A 23,053-nucleotide genomic window follows, 5' to 3' on the forward strand; every position below is an offset into this window, starting at 1 on the left:
ATTTTCCCTGAGCCTCATTTTTATGTGTGTATCGCGTTGTTAGAAGGTTGTGTTTTAAGAAACGCCCTCAGTAACCCGCGCAGATGCATGTGGGGACACGGTGGGTTCGGTGGATATTACCTGCTCAACTGCAGGGGACTTCGGAATCAGGACGGTACAGATTACACCGATGACGGCGACTCCGGCGAACATACCGAATGCCCAGGTGGGGCCAAAGCCGGCACCAATCATAAGACCCGTTGCCATCGGACCAACGATGCCGCCGAGGCGACCGAAGCCAGCACACCAGGCAACGCCTGCGGCACGCGCGGAGGTATCAAAGTAGTTCGAGGTCAGTCCGTAGGTCAGAACCTGGGTACCCAGCACGCCAACACCAGCAATGACGATTGGGATGTAGGTCAGGTAGACGTTATTGGTAAACGGCAGGATCATCAAGGAGATTGCGGCCAAAGTAAAGGTCACGGTGATAACTGCCTTCGCGCCGACGCGGTCGGCAATCATGGAGGCAAATAGGCCACCGACAACCGCGCCACCGTTGAGGAACAGCAGCGTGTACATGGAGTGTGCTGCGGATGCACCGTTATTTTCCATGATCACAGGCAACCAGGTGTTAAGGCCGTAGGTAGATAGCAGACCCATGAAACTCATCGTGCCGATAAGCAGGGTTCCGGGAAGATATACACGGGAGAAGATTGCGGCAAAGCCGGATTTGCCTGTGGGGCTCGATGGGGTGACGTGAGCTTTCGCTGCTGCCTCACGGCTAACAGGCTTGGTGAGGAAGTGAGATTCTGGCAAGCCAAACTTGCGACAAAGCTCTTGCGCGCGCATGGAACGGCCGGTAGCAACCAGCCACTTTGGGGATTCTGGAAGCAAGAACCACGCGGCAGGCAGCAAGAACAGAATAGGGGTTGCGCCAATCATGAAAAGTCCGCGCCAGCCAATCGCGTCTTCTAATGCAAGTGCTGCCAAAGAGGCCATAACACCACCGGCGGGGACACCGGAGTAAGCAATGGCGTTGAAGAAGTTGCGGCGACCCGCCGAGGCGAATTCAGCGACGATTGCGCCACCGGTTGCCACGATGATGCCCACGCCTAGGCCGGTGAAAAAGCGCAGCACACCGAAGGCGAGAACAGATGTCGTAAGCGCGGTTAGCGCCATGCCAAGTGAGAACCACGCGATGGCGGTAAGGAATACTCGGCGGCGACCAAGGCGGTCACCGATAGCACCGGCAGATAGCGCACCGATGGTCACGCCGATCATCGCCCAGGATCCTAGGGTGCCAGCCACCGCTGGGCTGAGCTGGCCAATCTGAGTTGGATCCGCTAATAGATTGGGCAAGACGGCACCATAGATAACGAGGTCGTAGCCATCAAATAAAATGGCTATAGCTACGATAGCTAAAACGCCGTAAACTGTACGCTTATGAGCCGGTGACTCCCATGTCTTGGAAGCCTTCGAGGGCAAAGTAGAAGATGTGGTCATCGCTGCTCCTTTAAAGTGTGGCCACAATGGGTATGAAAATCTTCTATGATTTTTCACATAGCCCTATCAAACCGTGAGATAGACCACACGTCTTTAGGGGAATTCCCGTTCTTCGCCAAGGGCAGCATGTCCTCTAAGCGCACTTTCATCCCGGCAGCGCACATAGAAACAGAACAATCCCAGCAAGAGCACGAAACTCTCACTGGGATTGCGTGAAGAAAGCTAGGATTGGCGCTTAGGCGACGCCTTCAGCCACCTTGAATGGAGCGTCAGTAATTTCCTTCAGCTCTTCGAGGGTGACTCCTGGAGCCAGCTCAATCAGGGTAAGGCCTTCTTCAGCGTCAACGTCAAAGACCGCGTGTGTGGAGACGATCTTGTCCACACACTTAGCGCCGGTTAGAGGCAGGGCGCACTCGCTAAGAATCTTCGGGGTGCCCTTCTTGGTCACGTGGTCAGTCATCACGATGATGGTTTCAGCACCGTGGACCAGATCCATTGCGCCGCCCATGCCGCGGACCATCTTGCCCGGGATCATCCAGTTGGCGAGGTCGCCGTACTGCGAGATTTCCATGGCGCCAAGAACCGCAACGTCAACGGAGCGAGAGCGGATCATCGCAAAAGACGTGGAGGAGCTGAAGTAGCTCGCACCAGGCGCTGCAGTAATAGTTTCCTTACCAGCGTTGATTAGCTCTGGGTCCAGCTGCTCTTCGGTGGGGTATGCGCCCACGCCGAGGATGCCGTTTTCCGAGTGCAGGATAACTTCCTTATCGGCTGGAACAAATCCCGGGACCTTGGTGGGCATACCGATACCGAGGTTGACGTACTGGCCATCCTGCAGGTCAGCAGCCACCCGCGCTGCCATTTGATCATGTGTCCAAACCATTAGCTTTGCACCGTCCTGTTCTCAATTCCTACTTCTTGCTCGCCGACGACTACGACGCGGTCAACGAAGATACCTGGCAGGTCTACTTCTTCTGGGTCCAAAACGTCGACGAAGTGCTCTACCTGCGCGATGGTAATCTTGCCGCTCATCGCTGCATCAGGGTTGAAGTTTTCCGCGGTCTTGCGGAAAGACAGGTTGCCATAGCGGTCGCCCTTGTGTGCGTGCACCAGTGCGAAGTCGGTGCGGATACCGGTTTCCAGCACAAAGGTCTCACCGTTGAATTCACGGGTTTCCTTAGGCTCGGAGTACTGAGCCACGGTGCCGTCGGAGTTATAGCGCATCGGCAAACCGCCATCAGCGACCTGGGTGCCCACACCGGCAACGGTGTAAAACGCTGGGATACCTGCGCCACCAGCGCGCATACGCTCAGCCAAAGTGCCTTGTGGAGTGAATTCCACAGTCAGCTCGCCCGCCAGGTAGCGGCGTGCGTACTCCTTGTTGAATCCAATGTAGGAGCCAATGGAGTGGGAAATGAGACCGTCTTCGAGCAGCAAGCTCAAGCCGAAGCCATCAGCACCCAAGTTATTGGACACGATGGTGAGGTCATTTGGACCCGAAGCGCGTAGGGCTTCGATGAGCACGGTAGGAATGCCTACCAGCCCAAAGCCACCGACGGCGATCGAGGATCCCGAAACAATGTCTTGCACCGCCTCTGTGGCGGAATTAGTCCTTTTATCAACCATGTGCCACATGCTACACTCAAGTTCATCATTAGTACAACGGTTCGCAATGCGCACAATTATGGTGTGTGCAGCAACCTTGGAAGGAGAGTTATGACTAGTCCCTCAAGTGACTTCGTGCAGTCCTTTGCCCGAGGTCTCATGGTGATTCGCTCTTTTGATGCCACCGCGCCATCGCAGACCTTGTCGCAAGTGGCTACTGCAACCGGCCTATCCCGCGCGGCAGCTAGACGCTTTCTTCACACCTTGGTGGAAGAAGGCTACGCCGTAAATAATGACGGCCAATTTTCGCTCACCCCACGAGTACTTGAGCTGGGATATAGCTACCTGTCAGCACTTACTCTGCCGGCGCTGGCCCAGCCGCGGCTGGAAGGACTCTCCGCGCAGGTAGGCGAATCCTGTTCGATGTCGGTGCTCGATGGCACAGACATCCACTACGTCTCCCGCGTAGCGGTGCGCAAAATTATGACGGTCAACATCACCATCGGCACGCGCTTTCCCGCGCACTCGACTTCAATGGGCCGCGTGATTTTGGGCGGCATGCCAGATGCCGAGATTCGTAGCTTCTTGGATTCAGTTCCTTTGGAGCACGGTCTGACCCCGCGTGCATTGACAGATAAGGAGCAACTATTCGAAGAAATCATTGCTGTACGCAACCAAGGCTGGTCCTTGGTTGACCAAGAATTAGAACTTGGTCTGCGCTCACTTGCAGCCCCGATCTTTGATGCTGATGGCAAAGTCGTCGCAGCAATTAATATCTCGACGCAGTCTGCGGTGACATCTGTACATGAATTAACCAGCAATTATTTGCCGGTGTTGCTATCTACCGCAAGCGAGATTTCCCGCGACCTGGTCATGGCCAGCAATTAATCCCTAGCTTTAAATACCTCTAATAAATGAAGGAGTCTTCAATGACCAACCACAACGATAATGACATTGTCTTTTGCTCCCCACTGCGCACTCCAGTGGGACGCTACGGCGGAGTATTCAAGGATATTCCGGTAGAAGATCTGGCTACCACCGTGGTCGATGCCATCGTGGAGCGCACCGGGATCACCGCCAAGGACGTAGACGACATTATCTTGGGCCAGGCGAGCCCGAATGGTGCAGCACCAGCACTTGGTCGCATCGTTGCGCTGAACTCGGCCTTGGGCAAGGAAGTACCGGGCATGCAGCTGGATCGCCGTTGTGGTTCGGGCCTGCAGGCACTCATGACCGCGGCCGCACACGTTGCAGTCGGCGCAGCTGACCTGATTATCGCGGGTGGCGCGGAGTCCATGTCGCGCACCGAGTACACCGTTGACGGTTCCATCCGCTGGGGTGTCAAGGGCGGCGACATGCAGCTGCGTGACCGCCTGGCTGAGGCACGCGAGACCGCTGGCGGCAAGAACCACCCAATTCCTGGCGGCATGATCGAAACGGCTGAAAACGTTCGCCGCGAGTACAAGCTCACCCGCGAAGCACAGGACCAGATGGCAGCAGCATCGCACGAGCGCGCGCTGAAGGCCCAGGCAGAGAACTGGTTCGAGGAAGAAATCGTGCCAGTCACCGTTCCTGCCAAGAAGCGTGGCCAGGAGCCAACCGTCGTGACCGCCGATGAGGGCCCACGCGAGGGTTCCACCCCAGAAAAGCTTGCTCAGCTGCGGTCTATCCGCGGCAAGCAGGATGAAGAAGCAACCGTGACCGCGGGCAACGCATCCTCGCAAAACGATGGCGCCGCAGCCATGATTGTTACTACCCGCGCCAAGGCCGCTGAGCTGGGGCTTACCCCGATGTTAAGCCTCAAGGGCTGGGCTGTTGCAGGTGTTGCGCCAGAGACCATGGGCGTTGGTCCAGTTCCAGCAACCAAGAAGGCACTGGAGCGCACCGGCGTCAGCTTGGATGACCTGGATGCCATCGAGCTCAACGAGGCTTTCGCAGCGCAGGCACTCGCTGTGCTGCAGGAATGGGACTTGGCGTGGGATGATTCCCGCCTGAACACTTGGGGCTCTGGCATCTCCTTGGGCCACCCAGTTGGTGCGACCGGTGCTCGCATGTTGGTGACTTTGGCACACCGCCTCAAGCGCGAGGGCGGCCAGCTGGGTCTTGCCACCATGTGCATCGGTGGCGGTCAGGGCATGGCAGCAGTTGTAGAAAAGGAAGGCTAGAAACACATGACACAGTTGCACTTTGTTGAATACGGACCACGCAAGGCGGAGACTCCACAGGGCACCTTGGTGTTCATCGGGTCGATTGGCTCCACAATTGATATGTGGTTGCCGCAGCTCGATGCGCTTTCCGATGTCTTCCGCGTCATCGCCGTCGACCATCGCGGCCACGGCCAGTCTCCTGTTATTGAGGGTCCTGCCTCCATTGCGGATCTGGCAAGTGACGTGCAAGAAACCATCGAAAAGCTGGGCGTTGACACCTACGGCGTAGCTGGCCTTTCCCTCGGCGGCGCGGTTGCGCAGTACCTCGCGGCTAATGATCCGAAGGTCACCTCGGCAGCCTTTTTGTGCACGGCACCGAAATTTGGCACTCCTGAATCCTGGCATGAGCGCGCGCGGACCGTGCGTGCAGATTCCACCGCCGCGCTTGCCGATGCCGTCGTGGCCCGCTGGTTCTCCGAAGGCTGGGTTGCTGACAACCCAGCATCGACCGCGTTCTACCGCGAGATGATTGCCACCACCCCGGCTGAAGGCTACGCGTCCTGCTCTGAAGCTTTGGCCGACTGGGACTTTGCGGATGAACTCCCGAAGATTTCTGTTCCCGTGCTGGTTCTAGCTGGCGCCGATGACCCTTCTACCCCACCTGAAGTGCTCAAAGGTATCGGCGAAGCAGTCAGCGGCGAATCCACTTACGTGGAAATCAAGCCCGGCGCGCACGTGCCCACCATCGAGGCACCGCAGGAAGTCACCGACGCCCTGCGCGCGCACTTTACGCGCTAAAGCCTCATCATTAGTGAGAGAAAGTCTGCAGGACAACGCGCCTGCAGACTTTCTCTTTTTTAACGCCTATTCACGAAGGGCTTGCGCGAGTGCCGCTGGGAGTTCGGTGCGGGTGCGGATGCGCAGCTTGCGGTAGATACGCGTGAGGTGAAACTCCACGGTCTTGGGTGAAAGGAAGAGCTGCGCGGCGATTTCCTTGTTGGTCAACCCGCTGGCGGCGTGATGGGCGACTTCTAATTCCTGCGTCGTTAACGAAGACACCGAATTTTGCCGCGGACCCAACCCTCCGGCGCGGCGCTCGCGGTTGATCTTCTCTACATACGCATGCGCGCCCATGGATTGATAAACCTCTGCGGCGCGAGCTAAGTAGGTATCCGCATGCCGGCGTCGACCCAGCCTGCGTAGCGCCTGGCCAAAGGCAAAAAGTGTTCTGCCCTGATAGGGTCGCATGTGGGTATTAGCCATCATGTCGATGGCTTCTTCATACAGTTTTACCCCACGGTCAGCCTCACCCAACACCAACGCTTGATGGGCACGCTCAGCGACCAGGCGTGCTTGGAGACCCAGATTATTTACGCGGTTAGCATCTTCTTCTGCAACGCTGAGAAGCTCATCTGCTTCTTCCAGGCGCTTGGTTTTTAGTAGCACGTGAACTGCTAAGTCGCGCCATGGCCAAAATCCGGGCTGGCTAATAGATTGTTTCTTATCCAACGCGATGAGCTGGTCTGTTGCACGGATGGCATCAACCATCTGGTTTTCCCGCAGGCCTGTGACCACGCGCGTGATCGCAGCGGGAACTTGCTGAATGACAAAGGCATCGTTGCTGATGATCAAACGATTTCGATAGTCCGCGGCGATGGAATAATCACCCCGCAGTTGCGAAATGATTGCACCAGTCCACAGTAATAACGGATCAAGTAGGTCAATCCCGAAGTGATCGGATTGGAACAGTCCCTTTTCCACCGTAGCGAGTGCATCATCCCACTCTCCGAGTAAGAACTCCGCGCGCGCAAGCCACGCAATCTGCCACAAATCAATACGGGTAGCGCCTTCTTCGCGCGGCAGCTGCTGGAGTTCCTGGCGGGCAGAAACCGGATCGTCGTTAGCCAGCTTGACCCATCCCACGACCATGTGGCGGCGCTGAGCTAGCACTTTGGACTCCCCTGGCATCACCGGCATGTCAACATTTGCTCCGGTCAGAGCTACTTTCGCGACGTTGGCGATATAGCTTGCGGACAAGGCTGGCTCTGATTCAGGTCCGCCCCATTTCACCGCTTCTTCTGCGGCTTCAAGAACGCCCTGCAGATTCCAGTTAGCAATTTCCGCCAAAGCTTTATACCCAGCTAGCTGCGCGCGTACGGCATCGGGGGCGCTTTTATCTAAATCTGCGTTGCTAAACCGTGCCATGGCTTCGTTGCGCCGTCCTTGGTGGATAGCCAAGTACCCCAACAAAGAATCGCGCCACATATTCGGCGCTCGGGTATCCAAAGTGCGGGCACGATGCGCTACGGCACGGATATTGGACGAAGAAACTAAGGCTTCCATCTGGTTGAGCTCATATTGGCGTTGTTGGGCTTCAGTGGCAGCCAATTCAGAAGCTAATCGATAAAACTCCGCCGCCTCTTTCCAGCGCCCCGCGCTGCCCAGGCTATCGGCAGTTTTTGCAAGCTCGGTGGAAACATTTTCATCGTAACTGTTAAGGCTTCGCGCGCGGTGCACTAGTGCTTGTGCCCGATTTCCGCGGGCGGCATAGAACTTGTGCGCGCCTTTGTGAAAAGCACGGCGGCGTGCCGGGCCCACGAGCCCGCCAACCGTGGATTTGTCTTCCACCGCGCCAAATTCCAGCACCGGTGGAAATACCCCGGGGGCTACGGTAAGGATTCCAGCATCGATAGCTGCTTCAATGGCCCAGTCCACGTCTTCGGTGCCCACCATGTGCTCGATGAGATCCAACGTGGCTGGTTCATCCACACATGACATGGCTTGGAGTACTAACAGGGTTTCTTTGCTAAGCCCCTGTGATTTTTCCTCCCACCTTTTAATCCATTGCTGCGGTACTTTAACAGTGACATTGCGGTTATTCCACGAATCAGCAGGCAAAGCCGTTAGTAATTCATGAACCTTGCCCAAGTATCCACCCGACATGGATTGGATACGCTCGGCCAATTCCATCGGGATGCGCGCACCGACATCTGACAAGGCAAAGGTTTGAACTTCCTCTACCTTCATGGGGGTTAGTTGCACAATACTGTCTGCGTACGCCAAGTAAGGCGCGTTCGATGCCCCGGTAAGAAAGACGATAAAGCGCCCATCTTCTAACGTGCTCAGCGCAGCCCCGATGGCCTCCACCGTAGATGCTTGCAACAAGTGCGCATCATCAATGTGTACCAGCGTGGATGCAAAAGGCGCATCCACCACGCCCACCATCGCAACCAATGGATCATCACTCATAGGCTGTGCATCATCGCGGTCAGATTCCGTGAGCACCAAGTTAATGCGGTTGATAACTTCCTCAGTGCTCATGTCCGAGGTAGCTGACATTGAATAGGCCGACCACCCACGAAGATTGCGCAGAAGAGAACGTGCCAGCGAAGACTTACCTGTCCCAGAATCACCATGGATAGCTAAAATTTGGCCGATACCTGGGCTTAAGTTATTAATCTCCGACATCACCTTTTGGATCTCGGGACGGGCCAATAACGACAGATCAATTCCGCCGCGCTGCGATTTATTAGTGGCCATTGAAGTCATTTTAGAAGAAAAAGCCGTCGTCATATGCAAAATGACAGGCTGCCTAAGCTTCACTGATAGAAGCTCGTGCAGCCTGTCTACTTTCTGTACTCGGAATGGACCTGGAAGAGTGTTTAGACCATCAGTAGGTCTTAGCCCTGATCACCGCCGGAAACCGGAAGCACAGAACCGGTAATATAGCTTGCTTCCTTTGATGCCAAGAAGCAGATAGGTGCGGTTTGCTCATCCAAGGTGCCGTAACGCTTCATCAAGGATGAATCCACGGTCTGGTCAACAATTTGCTGGTACCATGCCTTTTCCTGCTCATCATCCGGCAATGGCCCACGTTGTACCGCGCGTGCTGGAGCCAGCGTGCCGCCAGGCGCTGCGGCAACAACGCGCACGTTGTGGTGCGCTGCTTCGTGCGCGAGTGCCGAAACAATCGCGTTGACTCCGCCCTTGGCTGCTGCATAAGGCACGCGGTTGATTCCGCCAGTGGCTGTCGATGACACGTTGACAATAACACCCTGCTCGGAGCGAGAATCTTCCTTCGAAGAATTTCCAATCAAAGCGGGTAGAACCGCCCGGCACATCCACAGAGTGGGGAAGAGAGAACGGTTGATTTCCTTCTCAATCTCCTCCGGCGTGTAGTGCTCATAAGGTTTTGCCCAGATAGTGCCGCCGACGTTATTAATAAGGACATCGACGCGCCCGGCCTTCTCTAGCGCGAAGTCCACGGCGGACTGCGCACCAGCAAAGGTTTCTAGGTCAGCGGTGGTGGAATACACCTCGCCCACGCCGGCATCGAGAAGCTCTTGCGCTTTCTCATGCACCAAGTCCGCACGGTCTACTAAGACCACCGTGCCGTCTTCGCGCGCAATACGCTGGGCTACTGCAAAGCCGATGCCCTGGGCAGCACCCGTGACGATGACAACCTGGTCTTTGAAGCGCTGCGGGGTGAAAATTCCTTGTTCATCGGCGGCTCCGCCAACTGGCATCGTCATCTACACACCGACCTTTACTGCGACCTCTTCAGTCTTTTCCGCAACCTTCTCACCGGTCTCAGCGGCACCAGGCTGCTGGTTAGCGTTGAACTTCTCGTAGTAGAAATTCAGCGGCGGGGTGTCATGGCCGTCGAAGTACTTGCGTACTGCTTCCACCATTGGCGGTGGGCCACACAGGTAAGAATCGGCCTCGCCTTCAGCGAGGTGCTCAGTCGAATCCATGTGGTCAGTGACAAAGCCACAGCGCTCGTGTCCTTCTTCCTGGGAAAGTACCGTGAAGAAGTCGAAGTCATCGATGCGGTCCTTGTACGCAGCGATTTCCTCCAAGCGCACTAGGTCTTCGCTGGTGTTGGCGCCGTAGATAAGACGCACTGGGACATCGAGAAGCTCATCGTTTGCGAGAGATTCCATAATCGACATCACTGGTGCCAAGCCCGTACCGCCAGCGAGTAAAAGCACTGGCTGCAGCGGCTCACGCAGGAAGAAGGAACCCATAGGGCCTTCAAATTCCAGCTTGTCGCCGACCTGAGCTACGTCCTTAAGCCAGTTGGTCATCAAACCATTCGGAGTGTTTTTGATCAGGAAGGCAATCTTGTCTTCCTGCGGACCGGTGGCGAAGGAGTAGGAACGGGTCTCTTCTGAACCAGGAACGGTGATATTGACGTATTGACCTGGCAGGAAGCTCAGACGCTCACGGTCTTCTACTTCTAGTTCCAGCTCAAAGACCGTGTCCGACAGCGGGCCGACTTTGGTGACGGTTGCGTTGAAAGTTTCGGGTCCAGTCTTGGCCAGCACGGAGGTGGTGCGAATCTGCAAGACCATGTCGGAGCGGGGCTTGGCCTGACATGGCAGGCAGAAGCCGTTGTCCAGCTCGTCCTGGGTCATGGCATCATCTACGAAGTCACCTTCGTCGAAGTCGCCAGATTCACAGAAAGCCTTACAGGTACCGCAGGCGCCGTCACGGCAGTCAAAAGGAATGTTGATCTTGGACTGGTAGGCCGCATCTGCAACGGTCTGGTCTTCTCCACACGGAATGAACTTGGTGATTCCGTCTTCGAAGGCGAGTGCAATCTTGTGCTCGGTTTGGGTAGACATAATCATGTCCTCCTTTAAGTATGTACGGATTTAGACCATGTAGACATCGACGATGTGGTGGATGAAGTCATTGCGCAAGATGATGCGCTGCTTCTTAAACAGTGGCTTGCCAGTGGAAAGGTCCAAGGTGGCAAACGTAGTACCGAAGTAGTTATCGGTGGTCTCGTAGCGGTAGTAGTAGTTAGTCCAGTTAAAGCGGATGTCTACTTCGTTCTCGCGACGCTCCAGGATTTCCACGTTGGTGATGTTGTGACCAGTGCGTGGGTCTGGCAAAGAGGTTGCAGAGGAACGCTCGGTGCGGATGCGGAAGATGCGGTCTTCCAGGCCTGCGCGGTTCGGGTAGTAGATGAGCGAGATTTCAGACTGTGGGTCTTCGGTGAGTTCACCGTCATCGTCCCACGCGGGCATCCAGTACTCGGCATCCTCGGTGAAGCATTCGATCCACTCTTCAAAGTGGCGGTCATCGAGCAATCTGGCCTGGTAGTAGAGGAAGTCTTCTACTTCCGTGCGGGTGATTTCTTGGGTCATTAGTGCTTGCGACATGGTGGGTAGACCTCTCCTTATATAGAAGGTTGAGAAAAAGAATCTGTATGAAAAGTGCCGGCGTGCAGTTGCTTATCGACGACGGGAGCGGCGCGAACGACGTGGTGCGCCCTGTCCGGAGGCAGCCTTTTCTGCGGCTGCTGCTTCAGCGGCTTCCTTGCGTGCGGCAGCGGCAAGCGCATACTCACGCGCGGATTCAGTTGCAGCCTTCTCATCGAAGAGGTCCTTGTTGACAGAAGCATCCATCTTGACCGCAGCGCGCATGACGTCTTCCCAGTAGCCGTGCTGGATTGGGTACAGACCTTCGTCTTCGGTACGTGCACCAGAGGAAAGAACCTCGTTGAGCTGCAGCTTCTGCGCCAACTCATTAGGACCACTTTGCTGCTGGTGAAGACCACGGGTCATGTCATTCCATGGGAACGAGGTAGCCAGGTAGGTCTTCTGACAAGAACGGAACTCTTCCAGGTCATCTGGAGTAGCCATGCCGGTCGCGTTGAAGAAGTCTTCGTATTGACGGATGCGGTTAGCTCGGGACTCTGCGGACTCCCCCTTGGGCGCGATGCAGTAAATGGTCACCTTGGTCTTATCCACAGAGATTGGCTCGAGGCGTCGGATCTGAGTGGAGAACTGGTCCATGATGTAGACATTTGGGTAGAGGCACAGGTTGCGGGATGCGCCCACCATGAAGTTTGCGCGCTCTTCACCGTGCAGTTCTTTTAGTTCGCTCAGGCGGTCATACACTGGGCGGTCTTCTGGGTTTGCCCATTGGCTCCACAGCATGAGGTGGCCATTCGGGAAGGAGAAGTAGCCCCCACCCTGGTTGCCCCACTCACCAGCACTCATCGCGCGGGTTTCATTCTTGGACTCACCGGAGTCACGACGGGAAGTGGTTGCCGCGTAGTTCCAATGGGTGGAAGAAACGTGGTAGCCGTCAGCACCGTTTTCTGCCTGCAGCTTCCAGTTACCGTCATAGGTGTAGGTGGAAGAGCCACGCAGGACTTCCAAACCTTCTGGGGACTGGTCAATGAGCATGTCCAAGACAGCACGTGAATCACCCAAGTGTTCTTCCAGGTCAACTACGTCTGGGTTCAAAGAGCCAAAGAGGAAACCGCGGTAGCTTTCAAAGCGTGGAACACGGCGCAGGTCGTGGCTGCCGTCCTTGCGGAAGTTTTCTGGGTATCCGCCAGTTTCTTCGTCCTTGACCTTGAGCAGGCGGCCATCATTGGAGAAGGTCCAGCCGTGGAAAGGGCAAGTGATCGTGGTGCGGTTATCGGTCTTGCGGCGGCACAGCATCGCACCGCGGTGGGAACATGCATTGATCAGTGCGTTGAGCTCGCCGTCTTTGGAACGAGTGATCATGATTGGCTGACGGCCGATGTTGGTGGTGTAGTAGTCGCCAACATTCGGAATCTGCGATTCGTGCGCGAGGAAGATCCAGTTGCCTTCGAAGATGTAGCGCATTTCCAGGTCAAAAAGTTCCTGGTCGGTAAACACCTTGCGGTTGACGCGAACAACGCCTTCTTCAGGACGGTAGTCCAGTGCGTTTTCCAGTGTTTCATCAACCGAATTACGGCGCGCTTGTACAGACATGTGTACGCTCCTTTGAATTTTAGCCTTGGGGACTTACATCGTCTCCACGGGATATCCCGCAGATTCACACCCAATTTCAGGTGTGCGAATTGTGTTTTCACCGATTCATGAAAGATGCATTTCCTGTTGCATCTCACGCAGTCACGATCCGTGATGTAGGACTCACCATACGGAGCTTGGGGAGATGGAACACTAGGTACGATCCTAGGGTTTAGTAGGGTCTTGGCGTTCGCTAGTCGCACTTTGCAACATTTAATCTTGACTAGCTGCAGTTTTACTTTAAAAAGCAGGACCTATCTCTCGGATAAAGTTTTTACGTGATGAAATTCGATTGACTTAGGCCATGCGCTAGGCCACAGTATTAAGTGGCAAGCAGGGTACATCACAAGTAATTTTTCGACGACACCGCGGGAGATACTGTGGAGCATCACCCCCGCACCGATGTGCAACTCGCTGCACTTCCCACACATACATTTAGCTTCATTACCGCAAGGAAGTGAAGTCTATACAAGGAGGCTTTCCCATGGCTTTGGATACGGCAACAGAAACCGCAACAGCACAAGCATCCGGCACTGCAGCAACGGACAAGTTTAAGAAGACCCGCGCACCGCACGCGGATACTTCCCCGGAGCGCGCAGCAGCCATCTATAAGGATCTCTTCAAGGCTTTTGAAGAAATCACCTTGAAGCACCAGATCACCTACGACGAGTACGAAGTAGTTAAGTGGTGGATGATTCAGGTCGGCGAAAACGGCGAGTGGCCACTGTGGCTGGACGTCTTCTACGAGCACGTTGTGGAAAAGGCTAACTACGACCGCAAGGGCTACACCGGCACCCAGGGTTCCATTGAGGGCCCTTACTACGTTGACAACGCTCCGAAGCTGCCAGCTGAGTGCGAGATGCCAATGCGTGATAAGGACCGCGAAGCACAGGCACTGTACTTCACCGGCCAGGTCACCGACATCGACGGCAATGGCCTCGGCGGCGCTACCGTTGAGCTGTGGCACGCAGATGAGGAGGGCTACTACTCCCAGTTCGCACCAAACATCCCAGAGTGGAACCTGCGCGGCACCATCGTGACCGATGAAGAGGGCAACTACAACATCAAGACCTTGCAGCCTGCTCCTTACCGCATTCCTCACGATGGCCCAACTGGCTGGTTCATTGATTCCTACGATGGCCACCCATGGCGCCCAGCGCACCTGCACCTGCGCATCAAGCACCCTGGCTACCGCACCATCACCACTCAGCTGTACTTCGTTGGTGATGAGCACCTGCAGGATGACGTTGCTTCCGCAGTTAAGCCTGAGCTGGTTCTGGATCCTCAACCACAGGCAGATGGTTCCAACAAGGTTGTTTACCCATTCGCGCTGGATAGGGAAGACTAATCCCCTTCGCTAGATAAACCCTCTATCGCCTCGTGTTCACAATGGCCGCCACGGCTAATGTGGGATACGAGGCTTTAGTCATGAAAGGACGCATAATTACATGTCAGCACCCATTATTGAAGCTATTGAAACCCGAATCTTAGATGTTCCACTTATCCGTCCGCACGGGTTCGCGACGTTTACCGCCAATGAGCAGCCTATTTTGCTCGTACAGGTCAAGCTGTCGGACGGGTCCACGGGATTCGGCGAGGGTGTCGTACCAGGTGGCGCTTGGTGGGGCGGGGAGACGGTTGAGACCATGCAGGCCATCGTCGAAAAGTACCTGGCACCGGCCACCATTGGCCGCAAGGCTTCGGAGATTTCCGGCATCGTGCACGGTTGGGAACGCCACGTTGCTAACATGCGCTTTGCCAAGGCCGGGTTAGAGATCGCTCTTTTCGATGCCTACGCTCGTTCCCTTAACATCCCCCTCGCTGACCTGCTCGGCGGCAAGTTCCGCGATAGCCTCGACTGCACCTGGGCCCTCGGCGTACTACCGCTTGAGGAGGCTGTCGCTGAGGTCGAAGAGCGTATTACTTCACATGGGCACAAGTCTTTCAAGCTCAAGATGGGTTCTGGCGATCCAGCAACGGACGTTTCTCGCATCGCAGAGCTTGTCGATGCCCTCGACGGCCGCGTCTCCTTCCGCATCGACATCAATGCCCGCTGGGACCGCCTGACTTCCCTGCGCTTCTTGCCAAAACTCGCTGAGGCTGGCGTAGAGCTCTTTGAGCAACCAACGCCTGCTGATGACTTGGATACCCTCCGCGAGATTACCCAGCGCATTGGCGTTCCTGTTATGGCCGATGAGTCCGTCTGCTCCCCCGCCGACGCCCTCGCGGTGGTCAAGAAGCAAGCCGCCGACGTCGTCGCTATCAAGACCACCAAGCTCGGTGGCCTACTCGCATCCAAGAAGACCGCCGCCATCGCTGAGACCGCTGGTCTCGCCTGCCACGGCGCCACCTCCCTGGAAGGACCTTTCGGCACCGCCGCTTCCCTACACTTCTGCGCCTCCACCCCAGCGGTCACCTACGGCACCGAGCTCTTCGGCCCCATGCTGCTGAAGGAAACCTACGTCGAAAATGACATCGAGTACCGCGACGGTAAGGTCTTCGTCCCCGAAGGCCCCGGCACCGGCTTGAACCCTGACTGGGACCAGATCAACAAGTTCACGCGAAAATAGTCAAGCAACTTCCGCAAAAAGAGACAACCAACGATGTAACAAGGAGAAAAATGCTGTTTTTGGCACGCATGGATGTAAATTTCCCCGATTCACTCACCCCTGAACAAACCGCTGACTTCCAGGCCCGCGAGAAGGAATACTCCGGCAACCTGCAGGAAAAAGGCATCATGCGCGCCATCTGGCGCGTCGTCGGCGAGTACGCCAACTACTCCATCTTCGACGTTGATGACCACGATGAGCTGCACACTATCCTCAGCGGCTTCCCCATGTTCAAGTACATGGACGTGAAAATCACGCCACTAGCCAAGCACCCTAACGCACTGAAGTACTACCTGCGCGATTAAATTCTTGGAGCTAAAGCACCGAAGTCAAAAGGATACTGGGCATTACTGTCACTTATTTACAGTGATGCCCAGTATATTTACTCCCTAAAGTCCCGAATGTACTGGTTCATTTCTCTACGGACGCTCGATCTTTCTTCAGGAATCTTCAGCCTATCTTGACGTGAAGGTTGTGCCCCTGATTTTTCACGTAGCCAATTCAAGCAATCGCGTGATGCAATTTCGACTTCCTCAGATGACTCAGCATTAAACTCTTCACACCAGCTTTCGATGAGCTCGGTCTCTTCAAAAAATGGCTCAGTCGCTACTTGAAAGTCGGTGGTCGGCACTAAGACTCGAGAGGAAAAATGTACCCAGCGCTGCAAGAGAATATTAATCCCTAGGTTTGATAAAATTGACGCCCGTCTAGTGAACTGATCTGGAGACACCGTATACAGCTCGTTAAAATTAACAGCCCATACTTTTCCTTCAGGAGCCTCTACTTCCAAGCCTGGAAGTGCCATATACCCATAGTTGGCTTGCCAGTCCGCTTCTGACCAACTTTTGACTTTATCTAATCGAGCCACCAGCAACTTTGAGCGGAGCTTAATACCATCACGCCGCATTGAACAGGGATGCTGCAAAACCATAATCATTCGAGGCCGCTTTGTGGAACCTGGTTCTAGTTGAACCTCTTTAAAAACATCCCCAGTCAAAAAAGGTCGACCGGAGACTATTTCATCTCCTTGAGCGAGATAAAGACTTGAAGAGCGTAAGGTTCCATTATTGTAGGGCGAAGCCAATCTTGCCGACACTTCTTATCCTTTAGCTCGAATCGAAAAGAATCCATCTTCCGCTTCGAAAACCTCAAACGGTGAACGAAACTTTTCGCGCCAATTCTCATCAAATTTTGTCAGAATGTCTTCAGGGTCAGCATGTCCACTTGCAGCTTCAAATACCAAATCAACTCGCTTCGTAGAGTAAAGGTCGATCGGGGTAATTGGAACCTCATCAAGTATCGGCATTTCAAACCAAGAGGCCACATCCGCGACAAGATAATTTTCCTGAACAATTTCGACTGCAGCATTCACAGATGCCAAATCCCGACGACTATCTGCCGACACTTTTTGCCCCTTACGCCACTTCCGAACCGCCGGAACAGAAACTCCAGTTAGCTGTGCGATATGACGCCACGCAAAGCCCAATTCAGACAGAGACGATAACAATTCTAACGCTGGTTTCTTCGCTTTTTCTGAGCCGAGTACACGCCACTCCCTAACCTGAGAATCAGAGTGTAACTTCTCTGCATCACTGTTGACTGCCTTTGCACGCGCACGAAGAAATCCTGCATCTTCAGTTTGACCTCGAACCTGCCCGAACAAATCAATTTCTTTCGACCCGAAAATATCTCCAGGACGCTCTTGGGCTTGTTGTCTAGTATTCATTATTCAGAACCTCCTGACGTAGCTTATCCGTGATCAACAATTCAAATATTTCTCGTATAGGTTCATGTGCCCTATCAATAATCTCTAGTAGAGAGTCCAGATCGGAATTTGTTCCAACCGTTTTCTCAATAGCTAGATCAAGTAGAAAAAAGGGGCCCGGGGTAGGAAGCTCACGACGAAAATCATCAGAACCGGTGAACGCAAATCCTTCTAAGGCTCCATATCTCATATGAAGAAAGGTATCTTCGGCGATTTGATAGGCTACCGAATTTTGCTTGACACCTCCGTCCAAGATCAATGAAGAAACTTCGTCTATTTCTCGAACCAGGCTGTCTTTCACCCAATCGGACCACACGATTGAATCACCTTCAGATGGTGACGGGACACGAATTTCATCCAAGTACCTTAGTCCCACTCGGTTAACCACACGAACGCTTAAAGTTTCCATAACGGCGGCTACCGAATTCTTTACTAATTCGCGAAGATTTTCATACCCAGCATAATCAGTCAATTCGAAAGACAACGAGACATCGATCCCCCGATCTACAGGATGAGGAGCTTGCCGGATTGAAAAATGCGTTCTTTTATCCCTGCTCGACCATCTCCAAGAAACTACTTTATCTAGGTCAGGTTCGGCTTCCTCTGCCACATTGAAAGAAACACTGTAACCAGGAAGCTCGGCACGCTCAGGAAGCCGATTTTTGAGGCGACCCGAAATTAGATTGACTGCCTGCAGGGTGAGGGCTTCATCAGTCTCTAAATCGATTTCCAACGCAACCAGCACAATTGGGGCATTTGGGTATACGTTTTTAGTTTCCATACTGCAAGTGTAACTTAAAGAGAACCAAAAGTGTTACCGAAATTCGCTGCTATTTCGGCTAGTTGAATGCGGTAACTTGTTCGCAAATTAACAAATTTCAATTCCGCATCAGGTTGGTTATTAGTGCCAATTGTTCAATTCAAGCTCCTCACTCAACAAGGTCTGTAAGTAGCGGGGTATCCCGCAGAGGAGCACACAGAAAAATCAGCACAGTAGCCACCACGGCTACTACAGTCAGTATCGCCATGCTGCTGGTAACGCCCCACTGGTCGAATCCAAAGCCAGCAAAGAAGATGCCCATTCGCATAAGAAAAATACCGGGCGCAGTAGAAGCCGTGGTCACAGCACCCATCTTGCTTTCCGGTGTCACTGCAACTGTATAGGCACCGATCACTGAATTGAAGGACGCCAAAGGCAATCCGTCGATAAACAACACGACAATGGTTGCAACGACATTATGATTGGCCACGGTCAACAGGAGGAGTCCGCCGCTAAAAAACGCCAGGGCTAATGAGCCAAGACGGCCAAGAGGGATTCTCTAAGTTAAAACTCCAGCAAAGAAGGACCCAACGATAACTCCGAGACCAAAGCTCGCTGAGGTTCACCCGATAATGAAAGCGCTGCTTCCGGAAGCTTGGAAAGACTGAATTAGCAACAGAATGAAAGCCGACATGGGAATATTGGCAACCGCCGGCATCATAGTAATTCCGCGTAACCCAGAGTGACTAGATACTAACCGAAACCCATCTACAGCTGCCCTGATGATGGATCAAGAGTTCTCACCATCTTCTTCGGTGCTTGCACAATTGCGGGAAACCAATGTCTTGGAAGGAACCAAAATGCTAGCTAGGCCATGGGCAACACCTTGCACGATTACGGCAACCTGCGGACCGAAAGCAGAAAGAAAACCGGCGAAAGGCCCGCCGAGAACCTCAGCGGCGGATTCACATCCATGAGCAACCGCATTGGCACTACCCAAGTCATTCGGTGCCACGATCTGTCTGATCCGGCTCTCCTCACTTGGCATATCAAATGCACCGAGTGCTGCAGTAAAAATGACGAGAACGGCAATTAACCAGATTGAAGAACCGCCGAAAGTTAGCAATCCTGCGATCACGAACCAGACTATCGCTTGGGTCAATGCCACAACGCGCAAAACCCGCGAAGCATGCAAACGGTCATTCACTGCCCCAGACAGCAGACTAAGAAGGACTAAAGCTCCAGTTCCTAACCTCGAAACCAGACCGATGAGCGTCGGGTTTCCGGTTACGTCAAAGATGAGCAGTGGAACAACAACCGCCGCCATTGCATACCCAGTCTGATTGAGCGCCATCGCGCCCACCAGGCGTTGATAGCCAGGAACTCTCGTCAACTGGGCATAGCTCGAAACTTCAGCGACTTCATACGGTTCTTTGGTAATGAACTATCTTTCCATAGTCATTTCTCACCCGAACTGAGGTGGGCACAGGACTGGCTGCGCCTCGAATTTCAGAGAAAACGCAGATTGGTACCGTAAACTAACCTCCGTGACTTCCTTATTTTCTATCGCCTGCGCATCCCTAGCGTCTTCCCTGCACAACATTGATCGGGAGCTAGAACGTGATAAACGCACCAGCCCGGAAGACCAGCTAAAAACTCCTATCTCCACATTCTTCACGGAACTAGGAAAACAACGCACCCGCAAAATCAACGTCATTACCGAACATCGCCAGGTTGCAGGCGACAACGTACAAGGCGTGCGCCTAGACCTCGGGATAAAAGACGGCTACGGCCGACTGGTAGGCCATATTGAGCTAAAAGCGCCAGGTAAATCTGCCAACCCTTATCGCCATGCAGGTTGGTCTAAGCACGATAAGAAGCAGTGGGAACGGCTAGAAAACCACACCAACCTGATTTACACCAACGGTTGGGAATGGACTCTGCTGCGTCATGGGTCTGATCGGCCTATCGCTCACGTTATTTTGACCCCGGATAAAGACAATGAACTGCCCGAAGACCAGGTACAACACTTATCGAACCTGCTAGACCAGTTCTTATCATGGCGGCCTACCTCGCCCTCGACTCCTAAAGGACTGGCAACCCAGCTCGCACCGCTAACGCGCCTGCTGCGCGACTCGGTTATCGAAGTCATTACCGATAGCACCGAAGATGCCTTAGACAAGCTCTATGCCAGTTGGAAACAAGACCTCATGCCGGGTGCAACCAAGGAAGACTTTGCGGACAGTTTCGCCCAAACCTTTACCTACGCCCTGCTGCTGGCACGTATTGAATCTGACGTCGATTCCACCAAGTTCCACGCAAAAGACATAACCCCTGGCCTAAAACGCAACGGCCACAGGCTTATCGGCGCGGTGTTGGAGCTGATGTCGCAGGAACGCAACCGCGAACTGGTTGAGGGGCCGGTTGCGCTGTTGGAAGCGACGATTGGTGCGGTGGATACGGAGAAGTTTACTTCCGAAGCAGACCCCTGGCTGTACTTCTATGAACACTTCCTCGCAGCCTATGACCCGAAAATGCGCGCCGATGCAGGTGTCTATTACACCCCTGTTGAGGTAGTGAAAACGCAGGTTCGACTGTTGGACGAGGTGCTGAAAACTCGGTTTGGTCGCCCAGATGGGCTGGGGGATGAAGCAACTACGATACTTGATAATGCGACCGGCACAGCCACCTATCCTCTTGAAGTTGCACGTCACGTCATAGAAAATGCGGCATCGAAACAAGATGCAGCGCGTAGTCTTGCTAAGCGTCTCTATGCTTTTGAGCTACTAATGGGGCCGTACGCAGTGGCCCACATGCGTTTGACGCAAATGCTGGAAGATACCGGCATTGAGTTAGGTAAAGACGGTGTGCAAGTATTCCTTACGAACGCATTGACTGACCCAGGAGATGTTTCCGGCGACAACCAACAAATATCCCTCTGGGAAGTTATGGAGGATATCAACGAAGAAAACCGCCGTGCAGGGCTTGTTAAAAATGAGCGAACACCAATAAAAGTGCTCCTGGGAACCCCCCTTATGATCGCGGCTCCCGCTCGAAAACCCTCGGAGCTGGGTCAACCTCATACAAAAACGTCATCTTGGAAGAAAACAACGGTAATCGACCTCTGCTTGATGACTTCATTGAGCCATTAAAAGTGCGGGGGCTGGGTGGGCAAGCTAAAAACCTCTACAATTCCTACGTTTACTTCATACGCTGGGCTATCTGGAAAGCGTGCGAACAGCGCAAAAATGAAACCGGCGTAGTCAGCTACATCACCAGTTCTTCCTATCTACGCGGCCCAGGCTTTGCTGGGATGCGGGAATACATGCGGCGTGTGTTCGACGAAGTATGGATCATTGACTTGGGTGGCGAGGGACGAGGTGCGCGCCCGGAAGAAAACGTCTTTAATATCCGAACGCCTGTAGCGATTTTTGTTGGAATCCAACACCCCAACACATCAACCGGCAAACCTAAACGCCATACCGACCGCATGAAACAGCAAGCAAAGGTTTATTACCAGCGCATATACGGAACAGAATTGGAGAAGCTGAGTGCTGTTGGCGAGGTAGATGTTCCAGAAAGCGATGATAAATGGACTCAGCTTTCCAACGGAGACTGGACAGACAAATTCGTACCTTCTAGCGCGGCGGCACTATCTGATGGGGTTCCACTCGACCTCGTATTTCCATGGAGCCATTCGGGAGTTCAATTCAAGAGGAAATGGCCTATTGGTGCTTCAATTGACGTGCTGGAAAAGCGTTGGAAGCGCTTGCAGGAAGCTCCAAGTAGGGAAGAGATGGCAGTGCTGTTTCGCCAGACAAGTCAAAAGCATTTAGAAGCGAAAGGGGAAAATCTGCTGTCGTTGCTGCCCGTTGATGCGCTGATTCAGGACTGCCATATGCTTGCACCAGTTCGTTATGGATATCGTAGTTTTGACCGGCAATATACTCTCCCCGATAGCAGAATAAATGACCGCCCTCGCCCGCAACTGTGGGATAGCTGTAGTGATGACCAGCTGTTTTTGGTGACGCTTACATCTACGACGTTGGGTGATGGCCCTGCTGTGACGTTGAGTCCTTATGTCCCAGACATGGACTTCTTTCGTGGGTCTTTTGGTGCGAAAAGTGTGCACCCGCTGTATCGCAGCGCGGGCACGTCGCAGCCGAATATTTCTGCCAGCCTGCGTGCGGCATTAAATGATGCTTATGGCCGTGAGGTTGAACCGTTTGAGATTGCTGCCTACGTGGTGGGCTTGTTGGGAACGTCTGCCTATACTGAGCGGTTTGCGGATGAACTTGCGGAATCAGTCGCGCATGTCCCGTTTACTGCCGATGCTGACCTGTTTGCTGAGGTGGTCGATTTTGGCCGCAGCATCATCTTTGAACAAACCTGGGGCGAGCGCGGAGCAAAACTAAACCAGTTCGGCCAGCCGGTTGGTCAGCGTTTTAGAGGTGCGGCAACGATTGCTGTACCCGCCCCAGAAAGTGATTACCCGGAGTCTTGGTCGTACGATGCGGACAGTCAGCAGCTGTTTGTTGGCGGTGGCAGGTTCGATAACGTATCCCCTGCCGTTGCTAACTTCGAGGTATCCGGCATGAGTGTTGTCGGTTCCTGGTTGGGCTACCGGATGAAAACACCTGCCGGTAAATCCTCTTCCCCACTCGATAAAATCCAGGCCGACACTTGGCAACATGATGGCGAGCTTTTAGAACTGTTGTGGCAGTTAGAGTTCATGGTCAACGCGGAGTCACTCGGTGCTGAGCTAATAGACAAAGTAGTGACAGGGAAAATAATTTCACCATCTACACTGGGCGTTCCTACTGATGTGGAAAGGAAGGCACCAGCGAAGAAAAAGCCTGGTGAGCTGACCCTAGAGGGGTAGTTAA

At 53.9% G+C, this 23,053-nt stretch carries 21 protein-coding genes; 8 read left to right on the forward strand and 13 right to left on the reverse strand.

Going from position 1 to position 23,053, the window contains the following annotated elements:
- Nucleotides 1–54: 54 nt before the first annotated feature.
- The 3 genes from CSTAT_RS12560 to CSTAT_RS12570 form a co-directional block, all read right to left on the reverse strand.
- Nucleotides 55–1,464 (reverse strand): MFS transporter, encoded by a 1,410-nt coding sequence (locus CSTAT_RS12560; RefSeq protein WP_211273048.1) that lies wholly within the window; start codon nt 1,462–1,464, stop codon nt 55–57.
- Nucleotides 1,465–1,717: 253 nt separating this feature from the next.
- Nucleotides 1,718–2,365: a CoA transferase subunit B gene (locus CSTAT_RS12565; protein WP_066797052.1), complete on the reverse strand. Its 648-nt coding sequence runs from the start codon at nt 2,363–2,365 to the stop codon at nt 1,718–1,720.
- Nucleotides 2,365–3,108, reverse strand: coding sequence for a CoA transferase subunit A (locus CSTAT_RS12570; RefSeq protein ID WP_075723938.1), 744 nt, complete (start codon nt 3,106–3,108; stop codon nt 2,365–2,367). The genes CSTAT_RS12565 and CSTAT_RS12570 overlap by 1 nt, the downstream gene beginning before the upstream one ends.
- A 90-nt stretch (nt 3,109–3,198) precedes the next feature.
- Between CSTAT_RS12570 and CSTAT_RS12575 the strand changes: the two genes are divergently transcribed.
- From CSTAT_RS12575 to pcaD, 3 genes are read left to right on the forward strand one after another with little or no spacing between them, the layout of a single operon-like run.
- Nucleotides 3,199–3,975 (forward strand): IclR family transcriptional regulator domain-containing protein, encoded by a 777-nt coding sequence (locus tag CSTAT_RS12575; protein WP_075723680.1) that lies wholly within the window; start codon nt 3,199–3,201, stop codon nt 3,973–3,975.
- A 41-nt stretch (nt 3,976–4,016) separates the two neighbouring features.
- On the forward strand, nt 4,017–5,252 hold the full coding sequence (locus CSTAT_RS12580; protein WP_075723681.1) for an acetyl-CoA C-acetyltransferase: 1,236 nt from the start codon (nt 4,017–4,019) through the stop codon (nt 5,250–5,252).
- Between the two features lie 6 nt (nt 5,253–5,258).
- Complete coding sequence (gene pcaD / locus CSTAT_RS12585) at nt 5,259–6,032, forward strand: 3-oxoadipate enol-lactonase (protein ID WP_075723682.1); 774 nt, start codon at nt 5,259–5,261, stop codon at nt 6,030–6,032.
- Between the two features lie 66 nt (nt 6,033–6,098).
- Here the strand turns inward: pcaD and CSTAT_RS12590 are convergent, their stop codons facing one another.
- The 5 genes from CSTAT_RS12590 to benA all read right to left on the reverse strand — a co-directional run bounded on the left by CSTAT_RS12590 (nt 6,099) and on the right by benA (nt 12,994).
- Nucleotides 6,099–8,774, reverse strand: coding sequence for a helix-turn-helix transcriptional regulator (locus CSTAT_RS12590; protein WP_169833267.1), 2,676 nt, complete (start codon nt 8,772–8,774; stop codon nt 6,099–6,101).
- A gap of 140 nt (nt 8,775–8,914) precedes the next feature.
- The gene (locus CSTAT_RS12595; RefSeq protein ID WP_075723684.1) at nt 8,915–9,766 is read right to left on the reverse strand and encodes a 1,6-dihydroxycyclohexa-2,4-diene-1-carboxylate dehydrogenase; all 852 of its coding nucleotides are present in this window, start codon (nt 9,764–9,766) and stop codon (nt 8,915–8,917) included.
- Nucleotides 9,767–10,861 (reverse strand): benzoate 1,2-dioxygenase electron transfer component BenC, encoded by a 1,095-nt coding sequence (gene benC / locus CSTAT_RS12600; RefSeq protein ID WP_211273017.1) that lies wholly within the window; start codon nt 10,859–10,861, stop codon nt 9,767–9,769.
- Nucleotides 10,862–10,891: 30 nt separating this feature from the next.
- On the reverse strand, nt 10,892–11,404 hold the full coding sequence (gene benB / locus CSTAT_RS12605) for a benzoate 1,2-dioxygenase small subunit (protein ID WP_369831096.1): 513 nt from the start codon (nt 11,402–11,404) through the stop codon (nt 10,892–10,894).
- A 72-nt stretch (nt 11,405–11,476) separates the two neighbouring features.
- Complete coding sequence (gene benA, locus CSTAT_RS12610) at nt 11,477–12,994, reverse strand: benzoate 1,2-dioxygenase large subunit (RefSeq protein ID WP_075723686.1); 1,518 nt, start codon at nt 12,992–12,994, stop codon at nt 11,477–11,479.
- A gap of 523 nt (nt 12,995–13,517) precedes the next feature.
- Between benA and catA the strand changes: the two genes are divergently transcribed.
- The 3 genes from catA to catC all read left to right on the forward strand — a co-directional run bounded on the left by catA (nt 13,518) and on the right by catC (nt 15,947).
- Nucleotides 13,518–14,381 (forward strand): catechol 1,2-dioxygenase, encoded by an 864-nt coding sequence (gene catA, locus CSTAT_RS12615; protein WP_075723687.1) that lies wholly within the window; start codon nt 13,518–13,520, stop codon nt 14,379–14,381.
- A 100-nt stretch (nt 14,382–14,481) separates the two neighbouring features.
- A complete protein-coding gene (locus CSTAT_RS12620; protein ID WP_075723688.1) occupies nt 14,482–15,603 on the forward strand; it encodes a muconate/chloromuconate family cycloisomerase in 1,122 nt (373 codons plus the stop codon).
- 50 nt (nt 15,604–15,653) lie between these two features.
- Nucleotides 15,654–15,947 carry a muconolactone Delta-isomerase gene (catC, locus tag CSTAT_RS12625; RefSeq protein ID WP_075723689.1) on the forward strand — a complete coding sequence of 98 codons (294 nt, stop codon included), beginning with the start codon at nt 15,654–15,656 and terminating at the stop codon, nt 15,945–15,947.
- 77 nt (nt 15,948–16,024) lie between these two features.
- Here the strand turns inward: catC and CSTAT_RS12630 are convergent, their stop codons facing one another.
- The 5 genes from CSTAT_RS12630 to CSTAT_RS12650 all read right to left on the reverse strand — a co-directional run bounded on the left by CSTAT_RS12630 (nt 16,025) and on the right by CSTAT_RS12650 (nt 19,560).
- Complete coding sequence (locus CSTAT_RS12630; RefSeq protein WP_156845133.1) at nt 16,025–16,738, reverse strand: hypothetical protein; 714 nt, start codon at nt 16,736–16,738, stop codon at nt 16,025–16,027.
- A 3-nt stretch (nt 16,739–16,741) separates the two neighbouring features.
- Nucleotides 16,742–17,368: a hypothetical protein gene (locus CSTAT_RS12635; RefSeq protein WP_083640873.1), complete on the reverse strand. Its 627-nt coding sequence runs from the start codon at nt 17,366–17,368 to the stop codon at nt 16,742–16,744.
- Nucleotides 17,358–18,188, reverse strand: a complete 831-nt coding sequence (locus tag CSTAT_RS12640; RefSeq protein WP_075723691.1) for a TIGR04255 family protein — start codon at nt 18,186–18,188, stop codon at nt 17,358–17,360. The genes CSTAT_RS12635 and CSTAT_RS12640 overlap by 11 nt, the downstream gene beginning before the upstream one ends.
- Nucleotides 18,189–18,336: 148 nt before the next feature.
- Nucleotides 18,337–18,657 carry a hypothetical protein gene (locus CSTAT_RS12645; RefSeq protein ID WP_156845134.1) on the reverse strand — a complete coding sequence of 107 codons (321 nt, stop codon included), beginning with the start codon at nt 18,655–18,657 and terminating at the stop codon, nt 18,337–18,339.
- A gap of 300 nt (nt 18,658–18,957) precedes the next feature.
- On the reverse strand, nt 18,958–19,560 hold the full coding sequence (locus CSTAT_RS12650) for an MFS transporter (protein WP_156845135.1): 603 nt from the start codon (nt 19,558–19,560) through the stop codon (nt 18,958–18,960).
- 154 nt (nt 19,561–19,714) lie between these two features.
- On the opposite strand from CSTAT_RS12650, the gene CSTAT_RS12655 reads away from it, so the two are divergent.
- Both CSTAT_RS12655 and CSTAT_RS12660 read left to right on the forward strand, forming a co-directional pair.
- Nucleotides 19,715–21,319 (forward strand): N-6 DNA methylase, encoded by a 1,605-nt coding sequence (locus tag CSTAT_RS12655; protein ID WP_075723694.1) that lies wholly within the window; start codon nt 19,715–19,717, stop codon nt 21,317–21,319.
- Entirely contained in the window at nt 21,265–23,049 is a 1,785-nt protein-coding gene (locus tag CSTAT_RS12660; protein ID WP_156845136.1) for a type ISP restriction/modification enzyme, read from the forward strand. Before CSTAT_RS12655 ends, CSTAT_RS12660 begins: the two co-directional genes overlap by 55 nt.
- Nucleotides 23,050–23,053: the final 4 nt, after the last annotated feature.

Source organism: Corynebacterium stationis (assembly GCF_001941345.1).
Taxonomy (GTDB): Bacteria; Actinomycetota; Actinomycetes; order Mycobacteriales; family Mycobacteriaceae; genus Corynebacterium; species Corynebacterium stationis.

Coding starts and splice junctions, on each gene's coding strand:
- catC (WP_075723689.1), top strand. CDS start 15,654: ATGCTGTTTTTGGCACGCATGGATGTAAATTTCCCCGATTCACTCACC.
- CSTAT_RS12640 (WP_075723691.1), bottom strand. CDS start 18,188: ATGGAAACTAAAAACGTATACCCAAATGCCCCAATTGTGCTGGTTGCG.
- CSTAT_RS12580 (WP_075723681.1), top strand. CDS start 4,017: ATGACCAACCACAACGATAATGACATTGTCTTTTGCTCCCCACTGCGC.
- CSTAT_RS12590 (WP_169833267.1), bottom strand. CDS start 8,774: ATGGCCACTAATAAATCGCAGCGCGGCGGAATTGATCTGTCGTTATTG.
- benC (WP_211273017.1), bottom strand. CDS start 10,861: ATGTCTACCCAAACCGAGCACAAGATTGCACTCGCCTTCGAAGACGGA.
- pcaD (WP_075723682.1), top strand. CDS start 5,259: ATGACACAGTTGCACTTTGTTGAATACGGACCACGCAAGGCGGAGACT.
- CSTAT_RS12595 (WP_075723684.1), bottom strand. CDS start 9,766: ATGACGATGCCAGTTGGCGGAGCCGCCGATGAACAAGGAATTTTCACC.
- benA (WP_075723686.1), bottom strand. CDS start 12,994: ATGTCTGTACAAGCGCGCCGTAATTCGGTTGATGAAACACTGGAAAAC.
- CSTAT_RS12620 (WP_075723688.1), top strand. CDS start 14,482: ATGTCAGCACCCATTATTGAAGCTATTGAAACCCGAATCTTAGATGTT.
- catA (WP_075723687.1), top strand. CDS start 13,518: ATGGCTTTGGATACGGCAACAGAAACCGCAACAGCACAAGCATCCGGC.
- CSTAT_RS12565 (WP_066797052.1), bottom strand. CDS start 2,365: ATGGTTTGGACACATGATCAAATGGCAGCGCGGGTGGCTGCTGACCTG.
- CSTAT_RS12635 (WP_083640873.1), bottom strand. CDS start 17,368: ATGAATACTAGACAACAAGCCCAAGAGCGTCCTGGAGATATTTTCGGG.
- benB (WP_369831096.1), bottom strand. CDS start 11,404: ATGTCGCAAGCACTAATGACCCAAGAAATCACCCGCACGGAAGTAGAA.
- CSTAT_RS12570 (WP_075723938.1), bottom strand. CDS start 3,108: ATGGTTGATAAAAGGACTAATTCCGCCACAGAGGCGGTGCAAGACATT.
- CSTAT_RS12575 (WP_075723680.1), top strand. CDS start 3,199: ATGACTAGTCCCTCAAGTGACTTCGTGCAGTCCTTTGCCCGAGGTCTC.